Source organism: Microcoleus sp. CAWBG27, assembly GCF_020883145.1.
GTDB lineage: Bacteria > Cyanobacteriota > Cyanobacteriia > Cyanobacteriales > Microcoleaceae > Microcoleus.
On record NZ_JAHREU010000039.1, the window covers coordinates 43,469 to 65,088 of the forward strand.

Annotated in this window: 16 protein-coding genes, 1 tRNA gene and 2 pseudogenes; 7 read left to right on the top strand and 12 right to left on the bottom strand. The window is 44.4% G+C overall.

The features are described from left to right. Window positions 1-167: 167 nt before the first annotated feature. The 4 genes from glf to rlmD all read right to left on the bottom strand — a co-directional run bounded on the left by glf (window position 168) and on the right by rlmD (window position 6,935). Window positions 168-1,409 carry a UDP-galactopyranose mutase gene (gene glf / locus QZ938_RS20515; protein WP_293353048.1) on the bottom strand — a complete coding sequence of 414 codons (1,242 nt, stop codon included), beginning with the start codon at window positions 1,407-1,409 and terminating at the stop codon, window positions 168-170. 113 nt (window positions 1,410-1,522) lie between these two features. Further along, window positions 1,523-2,824: a glycosyltransferase family 1 protein gene (locus tag QZ938_RS20520; RefSeq protein ID WP_293353050.1), complete on the bottom strand. Its 1,302-nt coding sequence runs from the start codon at window positions 2,822-2,824 to the stop codon at window positions 1,523-1,525. A 1,144-nt stretch (window positions 2,825-3,968) separates the two neighbouring features. After that, on the bottom strand, window positions 3,969-5,018 hold the full coding sequence (locus QZ938_RS20525) for an aldo/keto reductase (RefSeq protein WP_293353052.1): 1,050 nt from the start codon (window positions 5,016-5,018) through the stop codon (window positions 3,969-3,971). A gap of 492 nt (window positions 5,019-5,510) precedes the next feature. Further along, window positions 5,511-6,935: a 23S rRNA (uracil(1939)-C(5))-methyltransferase RlmD gene (gene rlmD / locus QZ938_RS20530; RefSeq protein ID WP_293353055.1), complete on the bottom strand. Its 1,425-nt coding sequence runs from the start codon at window positions 6,933-6,935 to the stop codon at window positions 5,511-5,513. Window positions 6,936-7,404: 469 nt separating this feature from the next. Here rlmD and QZ938_RS20535 point away from each other — a divergent pair, with 469 nt between their 5' ends. Further along, complete coding sequence (locus QZ938_RS20535; protein ID WP_293143458.1) at window positions 7,405-7,890, top strand: allophycocyanin subunit alpha-B; 486 nt, start codon at window positions 7,405-7,407, stop codon at window positions 7,888-7,890. Window positions 7,891-8,441: 551 nt separating this feature from the next. Next, window positions 8,442-9,581, top strand: coding sequence for a transposase (locus QZ938_RS20540; RefSeq protein ID WP_293353057.1), 1,140 nt, complete (start codon window positions 8,442-8,444; stop codon window positions 9,579-9,581). Window positions 9,582-9,959: 378 nt separating this feature from the next. Here QZ938_RS20540 and mazG read toward each other — a convergent pair whose 3' ends face one another. Then, window positions 9,960-10,787 (bottom strand): nucleoside triphosphate pyrophosphohydrolase, encoded by an 828-nt coding sequence (mazG, locus tag QZ938_RS20545; RefSeq protein WP_293143469.1) that lies wholly within the window; start codon window positions 10,785-10,787, stop codon window positions 9,960-9,962. A 237-nt stretch (window positions 10,788-11,024) separates the two neighbouring features. Further along, on the bottom strand, window positions 11,025-11,615 hold the full coding sequence (locus QZ938_RS20550; RefSeq protein ID WP_293143470.1) for a metal-binding protein: 591 nt from the start codon (window positions 11,613-11,615) through the stop codon (window positions 11,025-11,027). A gap of 71 nt (window positions 11,616-11,686) precedes the next feature. On the opposite strand from QZ938_RS20550, the gene QZ938_RS20555 reads away from it, so the two are divergent. The 4 genes from QZ938_RS20555 (at window position 11,687) to QZ938_RS20570 (ending at window position 13,712) form a co-directional block, all read left to right on the top strand. Next, a tRNA-Val gene (locus QZ938_RS20555) sits at window positions 11,687-11,758 on the top strand. A gap of 78 nt (window positions 11,759-11,836) precedes the next feature. Beyond that, window positions 11,837-11,992, top strand: coding sequence for a hypothetical protein (locus QZ938_RS20560; RefSeq protein ID WP_293353059.1), 156 nt, complete (start codon window positions 11,837-11,839; stop codon window positions 11,990-11,992). A gap of 38 nt (window positions 11,993-12,030) precedes the next feature. Beyond that, window positions 12,031-12,429, top strand: coding sequence for a hypothetical protein (locus QZ938_RS20565; RefSeq protein ID WP_293353061.1), 399 nt, complete (start codon window positions 12,031-12,033; stop codon window positions 12,427-12,429). Between the two features lie 218 nt (window positions 12,430-12,647). After that, the gene (locus QZ938_RS20570; protein WP_293353063.1) at window positions 12,648-13,712 is read left to right on the top strand and encodes a folate-binding protein; all 1,065 of its coding nucleotides are present in this window, start codon (window positions 12,648-12,650) and stop codon (window positions 13,710-13,712) included. Window positions 13,713-14,831: 1,119 nt separating this feature from the next. Here QZ938_RS20570 and QZ938_RS20575 read toward each other — a convergent pair. The 3 genes and pseudogenes from QZ938_RS20575 to QZ938_RS20585 form a co-directional block, all read right to left on the bottom strand. Continuing rightward, on the bottom strand, window positions 14,832-15,158 hold the full coding sequence (locus QZ938_RS20575; RefSeq protein WP_293143477.1) for a helix-turn-helix domain-containing protein: 327 nt from the start codon (window positions 15,156-15,158) through the stop codon (window positions 14,832-14,834). 389 nt (window positions 15,159-15,547) lie between these two features. Next, window positions 15,548-15,933, bottom strand: a pseudogene (locus tag QZ938_RS20580) (IS701 family transposase); the annotation flags it as partial. 163 nt (window positions 15,934-16,096) lie between these two features. Further along, window positions 16,097-16,518, bottom strand: a pseudogene (locus QZ938_RS20585) (IS701 family transposase); the annotation flags it as partial. Between the two features lie 579 nt (window positions 16,519-17,097). Here QZ938_RS20585 and QZ938_RS20590 point away from each other — a divergent pair. Next, complete coding sequence (locus QZ938_RS20590) at window positions 17,098-18,729, top strand: polysaccharide biosynthesis protein (protein ID WP_293353065.1); 1,632 nt, start codon at window positions 17,098-17,100, stop codon at window positions 18,727-18,729. Between the two features lie 203 nt (window positions 18,730-18,932). On the opposite strand, the gene QZ938_RS20595 is transcribed toward QZ938_RS20590, so the two are convergent. The 3 genes from QZ938_RS20595 to QZ938_RS20605 form a co-directional block, all read right to left on the bottom strand. Then, entirely contained in the window at window positions 18,933-19,796 is an 864-nt protein-coding gene (locus tag QZ938_RS20595) for a type II CAAX endopeptidase family protein (protein ID WP_293353067.1), read from the bottom strand. Between the two features lie 390 nt (window positions 19,797-20,186). Then, window positions 20,187-21,230 carry a UDP-3-O-(3-hydroxymyristoyl)glucosamine N-acyltransferase gene (lpxD, locus tag QZ938_RS20600; protein ID WP_293353069.1) on the bottom strand — a complete coding sequence of 348 codons (1,044 nt, stop codon included), beginning with the start codon at window positions 21,228-21,230 and terminating at the stop codon, window positions 20,187-20,189. Between the two features lie 89 nt (window positions 21,231-21,319). Beyond that, window positions 21,320-21,620, bottom strand: a 301-nt coding sequence (locus QZ938_RS20605) for a hypothetical protein (protein WP_293353071.1), incomplete at its 5' end; no start/stop codon positions are given.

A 21,620-nucleotide genomic window follows, 5' to 3' on the forward strand; every position in this document is an offset into this window, starting at 1 on the left:
CGCACCTTACATTTTTACCAGAAAAAAATTAGTTGAAAGCCCCAAGCCCGATCGCAAGAAATTAAAATCAGACGATTCATTACCCCAATCCTCGGACTTAAGGGTAGAGTTCGCTCTCAAACTGTCAACTGTCAACTGTCAACTGTCAACTGTCAACTGTTGAAGACTCATTTGGGACTGTTATACTTGCTAGCAGATTTGCCATTGCCGTTGACCGCAGCAACTTCTAGAGAAGCAGCGGCTGGGAGTTCAGCAACTGGGTTCGACGAACTCAAATTAGAGGCAGCATCGTTAAGATTTGCCGCCAATTCAATCACCGGATTTGTCGTAATTTGAGTATAAGTTGTCAAAGCTTGAGCGACAACTTGATCCATGTTGTAATACCTGTAAGTCGCCAGCCTTCCCACAAAAGAAACTCCGGGAGTCGCATCAGCCAAAGCCTTATATTTCTTGTAAATTTCCGCATTTTCCGGACGCGGAACCGGGTAGTAAGGGTCTCCCTCAGCTTGGGGATATTCGTAGACAATGCTCGTTTTTGAATGCTCTTGTCCGGTGAGGTATTTAAACTCCGTGCAGCGAGTATATAAATGCTCGTTCGGGTAATTTACCACCGGTGCAGCTTGGTGTACGGGTACGTTCAGCGTCTCGTGCTTGAATTCCAAGGAACGGTAAGGCAGTTTTCCATAGCAATAATTGAAATAGGAATCCACCGGCCCGGTGTAAATCATTTCCCCGTAAGGAATAAAACCCTCAATCTCGCGGTAGTCGGTATTCAGCATCACCTTGATGTTTGGGTGAGACAGCATCTTTTCAAACATCCGAGTGTAGCCGTGGAGTGGCATTGCTTGATAGGTATCGGTAAAATACCTGTCGTCCCGGTTAGTGCGGGTGGGCACGCGCGCAATCACTGATTTGTCGAGTTCCGACGGATCCATTCCCCACTGTTTGCGAGTGTAGTTGCGGAAGAATTTCTCGTAAAGTTCGCGGCCGACTTTGCCGACAACGACATCTTCGGAAGTGCGAATGTAATCCTTTGGTTCCGCTACCTTCGCGAAAAAATCTTCAACTTCAAATGATGTCAGATTCAGTCCGTAAAGTTTGTTGACGGTGTTGAGATTTATCGGAATTGGCAGCAGTTGACCGTCAACACTGGCAAGGACGCGGTGTTCGTAAGGCCGCCACTCGGTGAACTGCGAAAGGTACTCGAAAACTTGGCGCGAATTGGTGTGAAAAATGTGGGGGCCGTATTTGTGTACGAGGATGCCGTGATTGTCGTAATGGTCGTATGCGTTGCCGCCTATGTGGTTGCGGGTATCAATTATCAAGACTGTTTTTCCCGCCTGAGTTGCTAGTCTTTCGGCAATAACGCTACCTGCAAATCCTGCTCCGACAATTAAATAGTCAAACATTAAAACACCTCTGGTAATGGGGAATGGGGAATGGGGAATGGTTATTAGTTATTAGTTATTAGTTATTAGTTATTAGTTATTGGTAGCAACTCCAAACTACCAACTATCAACTGTCAACTGCCAACTGCCAACTGCCAACTGCCAACTGACTTCTTACTTTCGATCGCACTTTCGATCAACCCCAGCATTTCGCTCCAGGTATTGTCCCAAGAATTGTCTGCTAAAAAGGCGTCAACTTCGCTCACCCACTTGGCCCGAGCTTCCGAAGTTTCGCCCATGATTTCTTCAGCAGCAGCAACGAATTCTGCAACATTGCTCGCAATCCGAACCAAGCCGTTATCTCCGTAGGGGCGCACCACGTCGCGGATCGGAGTAGAAATCACCGGTTTGCCGGCAGCGAGGTATTCGGGAGTTTTCGTCGGACTAATAAATTTAGTCGATTCGTTAATCGCAAAAGGCAGCATTGCTATATCCCATCCGCCCAGATACGCTGGCAGTTCTTGATAAGATTTGCCGCCGAGATAGTGTATGTTTGGGTGAGTTGGGAGAGTAGCCGGGTCGATTTTCACCACCGGGCCAATTATGACTAAATGCCAGTCCGGCTTCCCTTCGGCAATGCCGCGCAGCAGTTCGATATCCATGCGTTCGTCTATAACCCCAAAAAATCCCAAACGCGGGTGAGGAATATCTTTTTGATCGGTCGGTTCTTCTGAAAGATTTCTCGCTATAGCAAAATGTTCTTTTTCGATGCTGCTGGGGAAAGCATGAATGTTTGGATGCTGCTGCTGTTTTGCTTCGTAGAGGCTGTGCCCGCCTGTAAATACGACGTTTGCCCGCTTTAATAATTGGATTTCATTTGCTTTTAAATCCGGGTGCGCGCCGTGAAATGCTGACAGTTCATCCATGCAGTCGTAGACTACAGCTAGCGGCTTTAAGTGGTTTGTGAAACTGACAGCCATTGGTGTGTAATACCAGAGGATGTACTGGCTAATTTCTGCTGCTTGAAACAAATCATCAAGCATGGCTTGCTGAGCAGTTTGTGCAGTTTCTTCGCTGATTCCTTCGCTCAGGTGCGGTACTATTATCCAGACTCCGGTTTCGTGAATGCTGACATCAAGCCGCCAATCTGTAGCCGAGCTAAAAACAGGTTCTTCTACAAAAAATACGCGGCGATTTTTGGCACAGCGGCCCAAGAGATGTTGCGGGCGCTGATAGACGAAATTCCACCGCAAATGAGACAGGCAAACTAAATCCGGTGCATCTAAAGCAGCAGGTTTTGATAAGTTAGCGCGCAATGCGGGTGAGGGTGCGAATTGAGAGGGAGATTTTGCGGGATCTATCGAGGTAAATCGGATCTCCCATGCTCGACCTTTATTGCTATAATTTTTGTTTGCTGAGTTTTCTGGGGGGGACATAATTAGCCTCTGGAATTTGTCAATGAAAATTTGTTAATGAAAATTGGTTAGTGAAAATTTGTCAATAAAATATCCTTCTCAGCAGTGTCTTACTGAAATTCGCAAGCATCAATCTGAGAATTTTTAGTTGACGAGCAAGCGCCGCATTTATTGGCTCAAACAAAGCAACTGCTTAGGTGCGGAAAAACACGCTTATCTGCTTTTTTCAGAAGTGAAACTGGAGATAAGTTAATATTCTTAGACTTGCTATTGTTGTTAAATCTAACTCAGTTTTTCTGCGATTACTTCTATCTGAAGGATGACTTCGAGCGCTGTGCCTAGCTTGCACGCTTTTCAAAAGCGTTTAAAATGGCGATCGCTCTTGTAAAATGACTCTTAACTGGCAGGTACAGGGCTCTAGGATTTGAGATTTGAGATTTGAGGTTTGAGATTGAATAATTGGGAATGACTTATGAATTAAGGGTTTGAAGCTTGCCTACCGTTGCATTGTGTTTTTAAACAGGTGTTAAAACTGAGGGAGTTTTATGTTTTTATTTGGAGAGTAGAGAAAATTTGCCATCGAGTTTTTGTTGCTATTTGCTTTAACAAACTTCGCATTTTTTCAACTTATGCGATCGCACACCTACAAAATTTGTATCTTCATATACAATTGCTTTGCCGACATTTATGACTTCCGATAGATTAACAATTGACAGTTTATGTATTTGGGTTGAACCCACATCTAGTACCCTTCTCAACTATACCGGAGAAACCAGGTAACAGCGACGAGAAACCTAGGATTTTACGCGAGTCTGCTACAAGAAACCAAGGTGACGAGATTGGTGCAAGATGTGAGGTTAAACTGACACCTACAGCACCAATCTCCATCATCCGTCTCAGGGCGGATTTGTCAATATCTGCGATTCCCGCACCAAATATCGACGCAAACCCGCGACTAGAAGATAGCAGGAAATTTACCAATAAGAATGGGTTTAAAGCCTCTTCCTTCTAGCTAGAGGGAAATAAAACAAAATTATTCACTGTTTCAATCCTCGGACTTTTATGGAGAGGTAGCCCTCAATTGGTCAACTGTCAACTAAGAGGGCAGGCCCGCACCATCCACTGCCCCTACAACTGTCAACTGTCAACTGTCAACTGTCAACTGTCAACTGTCAACTGAAAGTCGGCGGCTGTCAATTTTGGCGATTCCCCCTCCAAAGGCAGAATCTTGCACCATCGAACTCTTTAAGAAATCGTGGGGAAAACCCAATTCAATTGCACTTACTTTGTCTAGCTGCTGCATTTGTTCGGAAGTTAATTCAAACTCCAAACAAGCCAGATTTTCTTGAAGTTGCGAGAGTTTGCGGGAACCAACAATCGGAATCACATCGACTGACTGTTGTCGCAACCAATTCAGGGCTACTTGAGAACTAGGTTTGCCAATTTCGGCTGCTATTTTACTAACTTCAGCCGCAATATTGAGGTCTCGTTCGCTAATTTTTCCAGATTCAGATGAATTAAGCCGTTTAGCTTCGCCTGCGGTTTCTGAAATGTTGTATTTTCCGGTTAGCAAACCGCCTGCTAGGGGGCTCCAAGCTGTGACGCCAATATCGAAGGCTTTTGCCATGGGGAGCAAATCGCGTTCGGGAGTTCGCTCTTTTAAAGAATACTCGATTTGCAAGCCGATAAATGGTGTCCAGCCGCGCAGGTTGGCGATCGTATTTGCTTGAGAAATAATCCAAGCCGGTGTATCGGAAATGCCGATGTAAAGAATTTTGCCGGCGCGTACCAAGTCGTCAAAGGCGCGCATTACTTCTTCGACGGGTGTCGTAAAATCCCAAGCGTGCAGCCACAGCAAATCTATGTATTCAACTTGCAATCGCTTCAAACTGGCTTCTACTGCTTGCACCATATTTTTGCGGTGGTTGCCGAAACCGTTGATTTCGCCATTTTTCATGTTAAGACTGTATTTGGTGGCAACTACCCATTTTTCGCGATCGCCCCCGATGAAGTCACCGACATATTTTTCGCTGGTACCGTTGGTGTAGAGATTCGCGGTATCGATGAAATTGCCGCCCGCTTCTGCAAAGGCGTCGAACATATTCCGGCTTTCGTCGTAGGAACCGCCCCAACCCCATTCTTCACCAAAAGTCATGGTTCCGAGGCAGATTTCGGAAACGCGAAGTCCGCTGTGACCTAGTAGTTTGTATCTCATGTCACCTATCTGTTAGTTCATTGCGCTTAAGAGTATATATCTGAATTTGCTGTGTACGCATCAGTCGGAGGTGAGGAGTTTTGGGAGTGCCAAGAGTTCCCAGTTGGATTTTGAATCTTTTGTCAATTTAGGAATTGCAATTAAATAACTGAAGCGATACAGATTGCGGTTCGTAGTGCGGACTTCAGTCCGCATTATGCGGACTGAAGTCCGCTTTTGCGGACTTTCATTGTTATGGTAATTGAGGGGAGATGATATAACTTACTGATTGGACGATCGCAATTAATGCTGGCACTGCAAAATCAGATGCACGCAACTGGACTGCGAGATAATTAATCTTCTTTAACCTTTTCGATCGGCGTAAAATGCGAAGTCTGTCACCCCGTGAAACATTACCCTCGATCTCTTAGTCCGCGAGATCGGCGCAGCCAGCGCTAAGCGCGATATCGGCGGACGAGAGTTTGACTTGCGACAAGGATGTCAATCGCCGAATCATACAGGGGATAGCTTCACCAAAAACGCCACACACTCAACATGAGAAGTCTGAGGAAAGAAATCTGCCGGCTGCACCCGCGCTAACTTATAATCCCCATTTTCGCACAAAATCTTCAAGTCGCGAGCCAAAGTCGCAGGTTTGCAGCTAACATAAACAATGCGATTCGGTTTGATTTCCTTGATTGTTTCCAACACCGCGCGATCGCACCCTTTCCTAGGCGGATCGAGCAGCACAATATCCGGTGTCAATCCCAAAGCAGGCAGCAAACTCTCTACAGTTCCCACCTGAAAATCGACATTTTTCAAATCATTTAACTCAGCATTTAATTTGGCTTGCTCGATCGCCGCAGGTTGCACTTCTAAACCGATCGCTATTTTGACTTGTTTTGCCAGCGGTAAAGTAAAAGTCCCAATTCCGCAGTAAGCGTCAACCAAAACCTCGCTTCCGTGCAAATTCAACTCCCCGACAATCACCTCCAACAAAGCCTCAGCAGCCTCTGTGTTTACCTGGAAGAAAGTATCTGCTCTTAGCTGAAAATTCAATCCTGCAAACTTTTCTCGCAGATAAGACTGGCCAGCAATGCAGCGAGTTTCTGCACCAAAAATTACATTAGTTTGAGCTGCATTCACATTTAAACAAACACCTACAAGTTGAGGATATTGTTTCAGCCATTCAGCGGCTTGTGCTTCAATTCCCGGCAACTCTCCCGTGCGAACTATTAAAGTTAGCAACATTTCTCCTGTGCGCCGTCCGATTCGCAAGGATAAATGACGCAATTCTCCTGTATGTTTCTTTTCGTCATAGACTGGCCAATCCCGCCAGTGAATGTCTTCTTTGACTTCTTTCAACAAAGGATTGAGGCGCGGATCTTGCACCGGACACTGATTTAGATTGACTAATTTGTGGGTGCTTTTTTGATAGTAACCTGCTTGCACTTGACCAGTCGCAGAAATTGCTACCGGATAAGTCGCTTTGTTGCGGTATCCCAAAAATTGGGGAAATCCTTCGATTTTTCCCGTTAAGATTTCATCGACTTGCACATCGCTAAATCCGCCAATTCGTTCTAAAGCTTGAATGATTTGATTTTGCTTGGCTGCAAGTTGGTATTGATAGTCTACGTGCTGCCACTGACAGCCACCGCACTTGTCGGCGACAATGCAGTTGGCTCGGATGCGGTGTTCGGAGGCTTCCAGAAGTGTGTCCAGCTTGCCTGTAGCATAGCTGGATTTGACTTGGATGAGGCGCACGAGGATGCGATCGCCCGTGACGGTATCGGGCACAAACACCACTAACTCACCAAAACGACCAACTCCGTCTCCGGTGTCTGTCAAGTCGGTAATCTCTATCTCAATCAGTTGACCTTGCTGGCAAGGGTTTGCCACTTTCGTCGAGTTTCGGGTGGGGAATTTAGATTTGCTCACAAGTAGTCGTGGTAGGATTTAATATGGTAATGCAATATCGCTCTCTCTTGTTTCTGATGAGTCGTAGCGAAGCGAGGCGCAAGCCATCGCACTCAAGCTCAAGTGCAGGCAGTCTTCCTGCTTCCGAACCCCTTTCTGCTACAGCCAAAGCTTGCATAAGAGAACATTGTCCTCGATCGAGCCTGTGCGATATGCTATGGGGGCTTGATGGGCTAAAACTCGTGAAACAGTCTAAATGTCTGCCGACATCCAAACTCTCGATCGCAGTTTTTGAATTTTTCCCAGAGTACCTTGGGACACAAGGAAACTGGCTTAGTGACTAAGCATAACGCTTGCGGAGGTTGACCGCCTGCTTCTAAGATCGATTAATGTTAGCAGCAAGGTAAGTCGCCCCAGCAAGAATCTCATCTTAAAAAGATGGGAATGTCAATCAATCTTTTCCTCAAATATCCTCAAATTTTGAATAACAATGAGCGTAGTTAGCCAATTTATTCTCCAAGCCGATGACGAACTTCGTTATCCCAGTACCGGCGAACTCCAAAGCATCAATGATTTTTTTAAGACGGGAGAACAGCGGGTGCGTATTGCTACTGCGCTGTCTGACAGTGAGAAAAAAATTGTTGAAGAAGCTAGCAAAAAACTTTGGAAAAAACGCCCTGATTTTATCTCCCCAGGGGGCAATGCTTACGGCCAGCGCGAACGGGCTTTGTGCCTGCGCGATTACGGCTGGTATTTGCGCCTGATTACCTACGGTATCTTGGCCGGTGACAAGGAACCGATCGAAAGTATCGGTTTGATTGGCGTTCGGGAAATGTACAATTCTCTGGGCGTTCCTGTTCCTGGCATGGTTGAAGCTATTCGCTGTTTGAAGGAAGCTTCTTTGGCTTTGCTCAATCAGGATGATGCTAGGGAAGCTGCTCCTTATTTTGATTATATCGCTCAAGCAATGTCTTAATTGAAGAGGCGATCGCTTTTGTGGATGTGGCGGAGCATTCGCGGGTGATTTTGGGGTGATTTCATCTCGCAATTGCTCGCAAATGTTTCGCTTCAATTGACAGTTGACAGTTGACAGTTGACAGTTGACAGTTGACAGTTGACTGAATTGAAGGCAATGGGTTGAGCAATTAACAGCGTTCTCACCGTCGGATGCGGTTCTTAAATTTAGGAAATCTGCCTGATTTCTCCTATGAAGCAATGCAGTTTGAACTTTCCCAGATTTCTAAAATGTCTTGTCTTTCTATGCACATTTCAATTAAAAAGTCAAGAGTTTTTCGGAGATATTGTTTGTTGAATTTCCGACTGTCGTACTGAATCGATGTTTTGAGTTGCGAGAGTTGGGGAAGGGTGGGGCAGGTTTGGATTTGATGGGGTAAGAACAGTTCACAAAAATATACCTAAATCTTACTAAATTTGCCCATTAAGTGTGCACTTGATGGTTAAATGAGCAAGTGAACCCCTTCGGAAGCAGCCGAACTTAAAGAAATCGTTCACAAATTTTAATCAGCTATGTACGCCATCAAGCGAGAACTAAAACTTAATCATAAAGAACGTACCTTGATGGCAAGACATTCTGGTTATGCTAGATTTTGCTATAACTACGCCCTATCTCTTTACCAAGGAGTTAAAGAGTTCCAAGGCGCTAGTAGTAAAAAAGTGGCGGCAATTGAACGAGTTTTTACCAACCATGTCAAGAAATTACCCGAATATCAGTGGACTACCACTCTGTCTTCCAGAGTTTATAAAACCACATTCCGGCATTTCGGTGAAGCACTATCCCGATGTTTTAAAGGATTAGGAAAATTCCCCAGGTTCAAAAGGAAAAAAGATGGCGACTCTTTTACGGTGGATACTGCTGACTGGAATCATGCAATTTTGCTCAAACCGCAAAAGTCAATTAAAATTCCCACCTTAGGAACTTTTAGACTGAAAGAAGCTATCCCGTTTCCTTGTATGGCGCAGACATTTACCGTCTCCAGAACCGCCGATAAATGGTATGTTTCCTTCGCTATCAAAGCCCAAAAGATTCCACCTTTGTTTCACCCCGTTGTTGAAACGGTAGGTATTGACTTGGGTGTGTCAACTTTTGCTACTCTTTCCGATGGCAATTATTACGAATCTCCCCGTCCGCTCACCAAAGCGAAAACCAAGCTGAGTAAAACACAGTGGAGAAATCGCAACAAGCAATTGGGCCAGAGAAAGTTGGGTCTAAAAGCATCCAATAACGCCCAGAAACATTATCGTAGAATCGCCAAAATTCATGGGAAGACTGCTAATCAACGTCGAGACTTCTTGCAGAAAACCACGACAGAAATTAGCAAAAAATATGCCCACATTCGCATCGAAGATTTGAACGTAAGTGGGATGATAGCCAACCATAAATTAGCGGCTGCTATCTCAGATTGCGGTTTCTTTGAATTTCGGCGCGAGCTGGAATATAAGTCGGCCATGTACGGTACGATAGTTGAATTGGTTGACCGTTGGTATCCGTCATCAAAAACTTGTTCAAATTGTGGTAATATTCAGTCAATGCCGCTGAAAGAACGAGTTTTTTATTGTCAAAATTGTAGTGCAATTATTAATCGTGACTTAAATGCCGCGATTAACTTGGCTCATTATTCATTCTCTGGTAAGGCCAGTTCGGTCTGAAGTTAAGCCTGTGGACAAGTTGCGAGCCGACTCCCTTGGTGGAAGCAGGAAGTGAACATCAAATCTGCTATGAGTAGATTTGAGTAGGTTTCATAGAACGGAAAGCTAGAAAGTTTGGATTGGCGATCGCTCTCTCTGTTATGCTTTGTCCTAAAGCCGCTCGATCCTGTGACAAATCAACCCCTCGAACCGACAAACGCTCTCTATATCGCCTGCGAACATCCGCCGTATAACGATGCGAAGCTCTATGAGTAGTTGATATCTGAACTTATTAAACCAAATTAGTTAGATTTGGAGTTTTTAACCGCAGAGAGCGCAGAGGGCGCAGAGGAGGAGAAAAGAGAGAGAGCGATCGTTCTGATACTAACGGATTTGATGTTAATCATCGCTCTTTTGCTTGGCCAGTAAAGCCTTAGCTTTTTGCCACAAAGTGTCTAACTCTTCGGGCGGATAATCCGACAAAGGTCGATCGCACGCAGCCTCAACTTTAGCAAACCGCTGCACGAAGCGATCGTTCGTTCCCTGCAAAGCAGCCGACGGATCTAAGTCGTACCAGCGAGCCAATTGAACCAACACAAACATAATATCTCCCAATTCCGACTGCTGGGCGGCCTTATCCTCGTGTTTGAGAGCGTGTTCAAATTCCGCCATTTCCTCGTGAAACTTATCCCAAACGCCGTCTACACTGTCCCAATCAAAACTCACCTCCGCAGCTTTTTGAGAGATTTTTGCAGCGGCAGTAATTGGCGGCAAAGTGCTAGCATAACGGCTCATTTTTGAGGCTAAAGTTGGTGGCTTTTCCGCAGTTATGCCCTTTTCTGCTGCTTTGATTTTTTCCCAGTTTTCGTTAACTTCATCGACACTGTTAATTTCTACATCTCCGAAGACGTGGGGATGGCGCCGAATCAGTTTTTCCGTGATTCCCGCAGCGACTTCGGCGAAGGTAAATTGTTCGGATTCGCTGGCAATTTGAGCTTGCAAAATTACCTGTAATAATAAGTCGCCCAATTCTTCAACGATCGCACTTTTGTCTCCTTTACGAATCGCGTCGGCGGTTTCATAGGCTTCTTCGATGATATGCGGAATCAGAGTTTCGGGAGTTTGGGCTAAATCCCAAGGACATCCGCCGTCGGGCGATCGCAATGATGCTACAACTTCTATCAGGTTTTCGAGTGCTACGAGCGATCGACTGTGGGAATTAGACATGAGAATTTACCTTAAGTAGAAGGAAGAAGGAAGTTCGGCAACGGATTCTGTAACGGATGTAACGGATGTCACGGATGTCACTCCTAAGGAAGAAGGAAGAAGGAAGAAGGAAGAAGGAAGAGGGAAGAGGGAAGAAGGAAGAAGGAAGAGGGAAGAAGGAAGAAGGAAGAAGGAATACATAGACAGCCAGCTCGATCGCGAGCGATATTTTACATTTTATTAGGTGGATTTACTTGTTCACCTCTTAGATTTGCTAGACGTGCGGCGGGGAGATTTGCTTTTGCGCCTCTTAATAGTCTTAGGAGGGTGTAACCCGCTCAATCCTTTCTTTTTGAACTGTTTGTAAGCCGAACCGCCCCAATCGCTGAGATAGTGGCTCATCGCGCCCAATTCCAGACCGACGTAGATGGCTATAAATTCGATATAGTGTTCCAAGAGCGATCGACCGTAACCCAAAACCGCTTCCTGCCAATTTCCGGCTAAGTTGCCAATTTTTTCGGCGATCGTCAATCCCAAGACTCCTATAACGGCGATCCAGGTAGCGAGGTACAAGATTCGCAAAGCCGTGCCGATCAGAGGCCCGTGGGACAAAAAAGATCGGTGGCGCAGGCTTTTTTGGTAGGGAAGCCAAATAAATTTGAACCATCCCCAGCGCTGGTACTGACAGGAGTAAATATCTAAATCCGGGCCAAACATCAGTCCGCCGACTAGGAAGCTGCCGGAAACGAGCAAAGTCAGGTTGCTGTTTTGAGTGTGGCCAAAGGTGACGCCTGCCACTAGGGGCAAACACCATAGGGTGATTCGATCGTGCGTGCGGCCAGAGGGCATTAAAAGTTTATGATTTTTTTAGTTGATCTTTCTGGGATACTGTGATATGATAAGTCCCTGTAAGCGCAATTGGGCGATTAGCTCAGTGGTAGAGCGCCTGCTTTACACGCAGGATGCCGTAGGTTCAAATCCTACATCGCCCATATCCAATTGAAAAGCTATTACCAAAGCCTTGAATTTTTAAACCATTGGCTCTGGGCCTTTCCTTAGGAACAGGCAAGATGCCTATTCCACAAGAAATTAAATCTGTTGTGGAACAGGCCGGACAGCCTGTTGTTAAAAAAACTTATTGGGAATGGTGCAAGATGTGCGATCGACCAAACTTAACATTTTGTGGCGGATGTCCCACAAGTAGGCACTCAATGCTGGAAAATTAATCTATTGATTGATTTTCCTTTTTAACATCGTCAGATATATGAAGCCTAAAATAACTAGCCCGATCGCCTGGAAACAAGCTGAACTTCTCATGCAGCCGGCGATGATCCGAGTGCTAGACAACATCCGCAAACAACTAGAGGAGTCAGTCTGGACAGGAACTTATCAAGAAGTGCAGGTTCCGATTCCCGGCTATCAACTAATTTTAGAGCATCAAGGCGATCGCAGATCCGTCGATATTTGGGAACTTTGCTATCGAGTCTGCTTTGTCAACTACCAGCCAGCCCACACTCCAATGCAAAGCCAAGAAGTTGTAATTGACACTTTTTTAATAGACGAGGACACTGGCGATGTAGACTGGAATCGTCTTGATGCCAAAGCGAGTCAATTAATACAAGAAGTTTTTGCTAATTTGAGTCAGTTGACAGTTGACAGTTGACAGTTGTAGGGGCAGTGCCCCCGGGAGAGCCCTCTTAGTTGTAAGTTGACAGTTGTCATGGGTAGTCAGAAACCGGGTTTTTTCATGACAAAACGCGTTACAGCAGAAGATTATGTAAAAAACCCGGTTTCTCGGCCTCGGAGTACGATCGCAAACTCAAAACCAAGCATTAATAATTCAATACACGCTGAAAGCTTAAATCTCAAATCTCAAATCCTATGCTAATTCAAGAATTGCACGACATTCAAGCCGCAGCAGGCGCTACTTTTGCAGAGTTAGCAACCACAGAAACAGTCCCTATCAGTTTTGGTAACGACGCTGCCGCCATCGCAGCAACTAAAAAAGGTGTGGCTTTGTGCGATCGCACTCACTGGGGACGCATTCAAATCTCCGATAGCGATCGCCTGCGGTTCTTGCACAATCAAAGTACCAATAACTTTAACATACTCAAACCCGGTCAAGGTTGCGACACCGTGTTCGTCACATCCACCGCACGGACGATCGACCTCGCGACAGCCTATGCTACAGAAGATGCCGTAATATTGCTAGTTTCAGCTAACCGCCGCCACCAATTGCTCGAATTGCTCGATCGCTATATTTTCCCAATGGATCGCGTAGAATTAACAGATATAACCGATACAACCGTTGCTTTCAGTCTCCTCGGCCCCGAAAGCACTCAACTACTAGAAAAACTCGGAGTTACCGAACTAGACAATCAATCCTACGCTACTCACAAATCGATAAAAACCCCCCCTCTTTCGGCGGATGAAGGGGAGGTTCGAGTTGCTGTTGGTAGCGGTTTAGCAACTCCTGGATACACGTTAATTGCGCCAGCCAGCGACGCAGCCCGCTTGTGGACTGAGTTAGTTAAAGCTGGGGCCGTACCAATGGGCGATCGAATTTGGGAACAACTGAGAATCGAACAAGGACGCCCCGCACCCGATTTTGAACTCACAGACGATTACAACCCCCTAGAAGCGCGCCTTTTACACACAATTACCTATGACAAAGGCTGCTACATCGGCCAAGAAACAATTGCCCGGTTGAACACCTACCAAGGAGTCAAACAAGAACTTTGGGGCGTGCAATTGAGCGGCCCCGTTGAACCCGGAACTCTCATCACAATTGGAGAAGAAAAAGTCGGCAAACTCACCAGTTTTGTCAAAACCGAATCCGGCTATTTTGGACTTGCTTACATCCGCACCAAAGCCGGAGGCGAAGGACTGAAAGTGCAGCTAGGAGAAATTGCCGGAGAAGTAGTAAACCTACCTTATTTAAGTTAATCAGCATAGGTTCGTAGTGAGGACTTCAGTCCTCTGAATTTATGCGGACTGAAGTCCTCACTACGAACCCAGAGCGCCTGTTTTAGTGGACATTAAATAATGACATATCCCTCCCTTAAAACAGCTTCACTAACCTGCGGTTCCGGCTCTACAGGGTCGCTGTAATAAGTGTCAATATGTTTAATAAAACCTTCCCGATAAGCTTTCAGATGTGATTCAAGTGCTTAGATATCCTGCTTTTTTGTCGCGTAATACGATTTTTTTTTAAAGATGTACTAGAGATAAATAATGTAAAATCAAAGACCATCCTGTGAGAAAACCAATGACATGATTCGTTAAAGATGCTAAGATTTCCTGAACTTTTACGCGGAGTTTGTCAAGATCACTAAAAACTAACTTTCGCTTAAAATTCTTTGATGTATTCCCACACTCTTTCTGTTGGATTTACTTCAGAACAATGAGGAGGCTGAAATAGTAAAATAATATTGTCTGGCAATTCAAATGTGCTTAAAAGATGACCCGGAGCATTATCGACTTGAATGATATAGCGGTTTTCACAAAGATTCGCGGACGTTGTTGGGCTTGGGCCCTCTTGATTTCAGCGGTTATGTAAGCTGTCAGCCATACCTCATCTTTTTGAGAAAGGCTATATGCAATTCATCGGGATATTCAAGCGACAATTGTTCCAAATATGCTTGAAAACAAACTTTATCTAAATGGGAAAACTCCCAAAAAAAACTTCGTCCAGTAGATGGGGATACTGCTCCGTAAAGCCAGAAACATTCTCTTTTCCATTGATGTTTTCCTACGGGTTTTACACCCCGTAGTGTTATTCTTCGTCTCTGAATTGTATGTAGTCCTAATCGAGTTTCGTCACTACACCAAAACAGAAATCTTTTGTATTTCTTTACTTGGTCAGGAGCTTTATTCAGCAAGGCTTTGATTTTTTGAGACAGGCTATTCTTGAATTCATTGATTGCAGTTAAATTTTGTTCACTACTCCGGGGCCTTGGGATTTTTAATTTACTTTTCAACTCCCCTTTAACCAAGGAGTATACAGCTTGATAACTACTAGGTATCTCTTTGATAAACCATAGCCAGAGATGAAATTCTTTATAACTAACTGGAAAATCCTTCGGGGTCTCTCAATTCTTGTTGTAATGCAGCAGCTACTTCAACCGATTTTTTTTTTGGTCTACCAAAAATCTGCCGATTTTTTAACAAGTTTTCTATGCCACCCTCTTTATATTGAAAGAGCCAGCGATGAATTGTGGTTTCACTTTTACCCAAAAATGACGATACTTCTCGGACTGTTTCTACTTGTCTTGACTGAAATAAATAAAGCATTTGAACTTTATTATATGCTAAAATTCTTTTTTGTTTTTTCCGAATCTCTAGCAATACTTCTATAGATTCGGTAATCTTTATATGAGGACGCCCAGACATTTTAATGTTCTCCTTTACTTGGAAGGTAACTCTAGCATAACTTTAAAAAAATGGTATTACACATTTTCAGCGCCGATCGCGAGTCAAAGTCTTTTGAGCTAAGGGTTTTAGGCTTATTGAGCAAGCCCTATGTATTCTAGATAATGCCATCACTGCTAAGGTTCGCCAAAATATGCTCACGGACAACTAAAGTGAACAGATTCCTTTGGACTTCATACCAATTGCTAATTATCTTTTTAGAGCGCATCAACTCCAATTTGATAAATGCGTGAAGTGAGCAAAATATAGCCTTTCTCAAAAAGATGAGGTACGTCTGAGAGCTGGTATAACCGCTTAGACGTATAGGGCTCGCATCCCAACAACATACCTCATCTTTCTGATAACCGCTATATGTGAGTTTTGATCGCAGAGGTGTCTCTCACCATGAACCGACAAATTCCACATACTTGTTTGAGTCCTCTATGAAAAGTTTCAATGCCCCAATGTATATCGTGAATTGTGATAAATTCACTTCGACTTGTTTCTTGCAGCTTGGACAGTTCTGGCAGATATAAAATATAATGTCTAGAGTCTTCTTTTTTAAAGTCTTTCCTAAACAATTTTATAAATCCAAATTCTTTCAAATGAGTTATTAATCCTTCATCTGCTATCTCTAAATTACTTACCTGGCAATACTTGTGCGGCTCATTAGAGACGGTTCTGTTTTTTTTAATCCCGAAAAAAACAGTTTCTGGTTTCTTAGAAACTTTAAGTTTTCTACTCCTGAATACCAACTATAGCGGTTCTCACAAAGATTCGCGGACGTTGTTGGGCTTCAGCCCTCTTGGTTTAAGCGGTTATATAAGCTGTCAGTTATACCTCATCTTTTTGAGAAAGGCTATATCTCCCGTTACTATTCTTGGTTGTACTCCCCATTCTGTGATTTCCCTCACCATTTATCTAAAATAATCGTTTTTGGTTTTTCCCTCTCTTTTATCGTAAATTCTGTAATTGATTGGCACTGAATTACCATAGATGTCACTATAATATAGCGCGATCGAGTTTAATCCTCTGATCGGCTTATGGTATTTACCTGACCAAAAATAGCTAATTAATTCTGTATGTTTTGGTTCACTATACAGCTTTTATATGACTGTATCGTCAACACTTAATATACCTCCTTCTAAGTTGATAAACTTTTCTATTATCGAAAATAAATCTGACGGTTCATATCTCTCTCACCAAAAAGCGATTAATACTATCATCGGAAACGTCTCCCAATATCTCTGAAGTGCCTACTGCACCCCCCAAACTTGAGTTCTGAGAGTAAAAATAAGGTGTATAGCTCCTTATTGCATCGCGCTGTCGAGGTTTTAGTTATTTTTCTGATTGTCCGATACCTGGCACGTAGATGTTCCCTCTTTATCAATGCACTATTTGGTTATTTTGTCAATGCGTAAGTCCTAATTTACTGAAACATTAGCTATATTTGGTAACCTGCCATACAGATAGCTTGAGTAGTAAAAGGCTGTGGAATCGCTGTCAAATATAATGTTAAGAGTTTTAACGCTTGCGCTACTTTATATGAACTTTAAAATTGCGTCAAAACTCGTAGGTGATTGCAAAGAAATAGTAAAGATATGTTTTGAGTATTGCCAACAGCCAGCAACTTAAGTTTATAGTTGTAGAGACAAATGTTTGATAGATCGTGTTCCAACTTGGTCGATCGCCAAAATAAATCGGTAAAAAAATGCTTAATAAAACTACAAGTAGGCTGAAGACAAGTAATTAGTATGAGAGCCGATAGGGTGTCTTTACCATAGGGTGTCTTTCCCATCAAGTCGCTTTCAGTCTAAAAAATCTTAAAATCAAGCAGACTTTAAAAGATTCTGTCCCTCGAAAATCAGTTTAACAACTCGCTTATCAGCAACCGTATTTCTAGAATCTCAAGGAGCCAACAGTGAAAAGTGTAATTAACCCCTCAGAAGTGTTTGAAGGTGCTAGCAAAGCCGAAATAATCGATCGCATCCAACGGTTAGTTCCCCCAGGTTCCCCGGAACCCCAAGATCCTGAAATCCTAGCAGCCCTACAAACTCTCACCGCACAGCTAATCACCGCCTATCAAGCCGACGGACAACTAGAAAGCGATCCTTTTACCGACGTGCGCGATCGTACAATTCACCTGCACGCATCCGCAGTCAACAGCAAAATCAAAGGAAAAACCATTCTCGTAACCGGGGGAGAAGGATGCGTCGGCGCTTTCTTAATCGAAAAACTCCTCGAATTAGGCGCAACCAAAATCATTTCCGCAGACAAAGCCCGATGTCAAAACCCTGAAGAAACTCTCCCGCATTTTAACAAAGAAGGTGCAGTAACTTTCTATGCGGTTGACATTCGCAACTTGGAGGCACTGAAACATATATTTGAGGTAGAAAAACCACAGATTGTTTTTCACCTAGCAGCCCAACGCCAACCCGGACTAGCTGAAATCAAAATCAGAGAAACAGTTACAACCAGCCTGTTAGGATGCAAACACGTCATCCAGCTATGCGAAGAATACGGTGTAGCAGACTGCGTATTCTCTTCAACAGGCAAAACATCTCGATACTTTACAACCGAAGTTTACGCAGCCTCCAAAAAGTTTGCCGAATGGCAATTTGCCAAAGCAGCTCAAGCGGGAAACGTCACTTACGGGATGGTTCGCTTTACTCATATGTTGGAAAATAGCTTGTTCTGCGAGCAAATGTCCAAAAAAGTAGAGCAAAGTAAAACTGTCAACGTTCACGCTCCCCACCGCTACGTCACTGCTCAAAATCTTGTCGAAGCCGTACATTTATTGCTGAACGCTCTGGTAGTGTCCGTTCCCGGAAAACTGAAATTGGTCGCCGTCAGCAATCTCGGGTGGCCGACAGAAACCTTGGAAGTCGCTCTTTATAAAATTCTTGAATCAGGCAAAAATCTGCCAATTTATTTTCAAGGACTTTTACCGGGATACGAAGAACCGTTTTTCCTCGGACAGTTTGACTGGAGCAAGCCTACAGACATCCATCTGCTAATTAATGTTCTGGAAGATCCTTTTAGAATGATTGATGATGCTGGCGACATGGTAACTGTAGAATTAGCTCCTTTTTCTTTGCGCGTGTTAGATGGACAAGTGTCGAACCTGGAAAACTTAATCAACACTCCAGATTTACCGGAAGTGGAAATCAAGCACGCTCTAGTCGCAGCAGAAAAAGAAGTGATTGCTTCGTCTTTTGCATGGAGCTCACCCCAAGAGTTGTTAAAGATTTTGCAGTGGGGTGTCAATCCCAAGAAATTGCAAGGTTACGGAACAGAAATTGCTGACTACACGGAGATTATCGAACTCCTGCTGCAAGGAATGTACGGGCGGCTCAACGAAGAAGTCTTGAAGGGTGCGGGAGTTACTGCTGATGAATTTGAGCAGTTAGTTGACAGTCTTTCTACGCTGGATTCTATTCAAGCAGAAGTGGTATATTTGCGATCGATATCGAGATGTGTCAGACAATCTGTACTCCCCGCACATTTCACCCAAAAAAAACCTGAACCTGTTCCTGTCCGCGATGCAGCGTAATTGAACAATAGTTTAGTTATAAATTGTAGGGTGCGTCGCTCAATAGCTGTCTGGTTCCAGGCGATAATTATTGGTGGCGACGCACCCTACGTCTGGGGGCTAAAGCCCAACAACATACCTCTAGTCTGAGGGCTAAAGCCCAACAACATACCTCTAGTCTGAGGGCTAAAGCCCAACAACATACCTCTAGCAATAAGTCTTATTTAAATTAACAAAAGTATGGCTGATGTTGCTAGCAATAACATGATTCCAACCGCACCTGCGAGGGGTTTTGCTGCTATTCCTGTAATCCATTCCGGTACTTTGTTGGTTAGATTAATTAGTCCTTCTGTATCTACGGTAGTTATACCCCAAATCCAACCCGCGTGGAGTCCGATCGCCAATCCTAAGCTACCATTGTCGGCGATGCGGGCTAAAATTAAAACCAGACCCATCAGCCACAATCCAGGTAGTTGTGGTATAGTTTCTTTTGGCGCCCAAATTAGGTGGGCGATCGCAAAAATTAAGCTGGCGATCGCACCTGCGGTTAATATTGAGTAATCTTGCTGGAGTAGATTTTGCAAACAGCCGCGAAAAATTAACTCTTCTGTCGCGCTAATCCACAGGGCTAATAACAGAGTCACCAGAGTTGAAGGCTTCAGAATTGAAGCCGGAAAATTAATGATTGTTTCGCCTGTTTCGGTTTGAACTTTGGTGTTTTGTAGTTCCAGCCAACCAGCGGTTAATTGCACGCCGAACAAAACTGCTAAGCTGACTACTGCTAATGTTAATCCCACCAGCGAGGATATGAAAGTTGCGGGTTGCCAATCCCAACCCCAGTCAGCCAAAGATGCGCCTTCGATCCAAGTTGTCGCCCACAAAATTAAGGGTACAATTAAGTAAAGGGAAGCGAGTAAAGGCAGTTTTTTGTTGCCTAAAGGTTGGGGCGGATGCCATTTGAGGGCGATCGCCACTATAATTGCTATAGGTAGCCACAAACAAGCCCAAGTTGAGAAAAAAACAATTACTTTGATAATTGCGGGTATTGATGGCGACACCAGTCGCAGGTTATTCAGGCTGTTCCACATTTAAGCGATTATCTCACAATAGAAGAGTCTGTAGCGATTTATGGGAATAGGACTTACGCTGTTAAATCAGGTTTGTGCCGAATATGTTTGGTTTGGCGATCGGATATTTACTACTAAAATTATGTTCGCTAAAACCACACAATAAAATTGGTTCGTACTCAAGACTCTAGTCGTAATTATGGATGCGGACTAAAGTCCTCACTACAAACTGCGGACTAAAGTCCTCACTACAAACTGCGGACTAAAGTCCTCACTACAAACTGCGGACTAAAGTCCTCACTACAAACTGCGGACTAAAGTCCTCACTACAAACTGTTTTTATGCTGAGGAATTGACTGCAAATGATATAATATCAAATCCTGTATTCGTTACCGGAGTTCCTTAGTTGCTTCAAAGGCGATCGATCCGGCGCTGAATTTGTCTCAAAGACTGGTACATTTCGGGTAAGCGGTTGTACACAGCAGCGGCTTTGAGAAATAGTTTGTGGGGAATTGCTGGAACCCCAGTCACGATCGCACCTGCGGGTACGTCGCTGTGAATTCCGGCTTTGGCTGTGGCGATCGCGCCATCTCCAATTTTAGCTTGGTTGGCTATTCCTACTTGACCTGCCAAAATTACATTATTGCCAATTTGTACGCCGCCCGCTAAGCCGACGTGGGCGGCAAAAGCGCAATTTTTCCCGATTTGACAGCCGTGACCTACGTGTACTAAATTGTCGATTTTCGTATTCTGGCCGATGCGGGTTTCTCCGACGGCGGGCCTGTCGATCGTGCTGTTGCAGCCCACCTCAACGCCCTCTTCCAATACCGTGCAGCCAGACTGCTCCATTTTCACCCATCCCGAGGCTGTCGGCACAAACCCAAAACCTTCGCTCCCGATCGCCGCACCGCTGTGAATGACGCAATTCGCCCCGATGCGAGCGCGTTCGTGAATCACACAGTTAGCGTGTAAAACTGTATTTTCGCCAATTACCGCATCTGGGTAAATAACGACATTTGGATGAATGCAAACGTTATTGCCGATTTTGACTTTTGCTTGAATAACTGTGTGGGGGCCGATACTGACATTTTCACCGATTTCGGCTTCGGGGTGAATTGTAGCGGAGGGATGTATTTCGGATGCTGGGCGAAATGGTTGGTAAAAAATGCCGATGGTTTGAGCAAATAGCAATCGGGGATCGGCTGCGGCAATCCAAGCAATGTTGCGATCGCTGCATTGAGCTTGCAAGCCTTCATCTAAGGGTAAAATTAAGGCTGAAGCGTTTGTAGTGGCTGCATGAGCGGCAAATTTAGCTCCTTCTATGTAACTGATCGTACCCTCGGTGGCTTCATCGACTGGGGCGGTGCCTGTAATTTCTCGATCGGCAGCGCTGGAGGCTTTTAGGCTGTGGCTGTTGGCTAAATTCAGTTTTTCTACTAAGTCGCTAAACTGCATAAATGAAAATTTGCTGTTAACACCGATTCCTCAAGCTCAAAATCATATCATGTTCGATTGTTTGTAGTCAGGACTTTAGTCCTCGGTTTTTATTCTTTAAAATTATGAGGACTGAAGTTCTCACGAAGAACCTGGAAAGGACTGAAGTCCTCACTACGAACCTGGAAACGAATAACCTGGAAAGGACTGAAGTCCTCACTACGAACCTGGAAACGAAGAACCTGGAAAGGACTGAAGTCCTCACTACGAACCTGGAAACGAATAACCTGGAAAGGACTGAAGTCCTCACTACGAACCTGGAAACGAATAACCTGGAAAGGACTGAAGTCCTCACTACGAACCTGGAAACGAATAACCTGGAAAGGACTGAAGTCCTCACTACGAACCTGG

What these genes read in the sequence shown, in the direction of transcription:
- glf (WP_293353048.1), bottom strand. Translation starts at nt 1,409, where the DNA reads ATGTTTGACTATTTAATTGTCGGAGCAGGATTTGCAGGTAGCGTTATT.
- QZ938_RS20520 (WP_293353050.1), bottom strand. Translation starts at nt 2,824, where the DNA reads ATGTCCCCCCCAGAAAACTCAGCAAACAAAAATTATAGCAATAAAGGT.
- QZ938_RS20525 (WP_293353052.1), bottom strand. Translation starts at nt 5,018, where the DNA reads ATGAGATACAAACTACTAGGTCACAGCGGACTTCGCGTTTCCGAAATC.
- QZ938_RS20535 (WP_293143458.1), top strand. Translation starts at nt 7,405, where the DNA reads ATGAGCGTAGTTAGCCAATTTATTCTCCAAGCCGATGACGAACTTCGT.
- QZ938_RS20540 (WP_293353057.1), top strand. Translation starts at nt 8,442, where the DNA reads ATGTACGCCATCAAGCGAGAACTAAAACTTAATCATAAAGAACGTACC.
- mazG (WP_293143469.1), bottom strand. Translation starts at nt 10,787, where the DNA reads ATGTCTAATTCCCACAGTCGATCGCTCGTAGCACTCGAAAACCTGATA.
- QZ938_RS20550 (WP_293143470.1), bottom strand. Translation starts at nt 11,615, where the DNA reads ATGCCCTCTGGCCGCACGCACGATCGAATCACCCTATGGTGTTTGCCC.
- QZ938_RS20560 (WP_293353059.1), top strand. Translation starts at nt 11,837, where the DNA reads ATGCCTATTCCACAAGAAATTAAATCTGTTGTGGAACAGGCCGGACAG.
- QZ938_RS20565 (WP_293353061.1), top strand. Translation starts at nt 12,031, where the DNA reads ATGAAGCCTAAAATAACTAGCCCGATCGCCTGGAAACAAGCTGAACTT.
- QZ938_RS20570 (WP_293353063.1), top strand. Translation starts at nt 12,648, where the DNA reads ATGCTAATTCAAGAATTGCACGACATTCAAGCCGCAGCAGGCGCTACT.
- QZ938_RS20575 (WP_293143477.1), bottom strand. Translation starts at nt 15,158, where the DNA reads ATGTCTGGGCGTCCTCATATAAAGATTACCGAATCTATAGAAGTATTG.
- QZ938_RS20595 (WP_293353067.1), bottom strand. Translation starts at nt 19,796, where the DNA reads ATGTGGAACAGCCTGAATAACCTGCGACTGGTGTCGCCATCAATACCC.
- lpxD (WP_293353069.1), bottom strand. Translation starts at nt 21,230, where the DNA reads ATGCAGTTTAGCGACTTAGTAGAAAAACTGAATTTAGCCAACAGCCAC.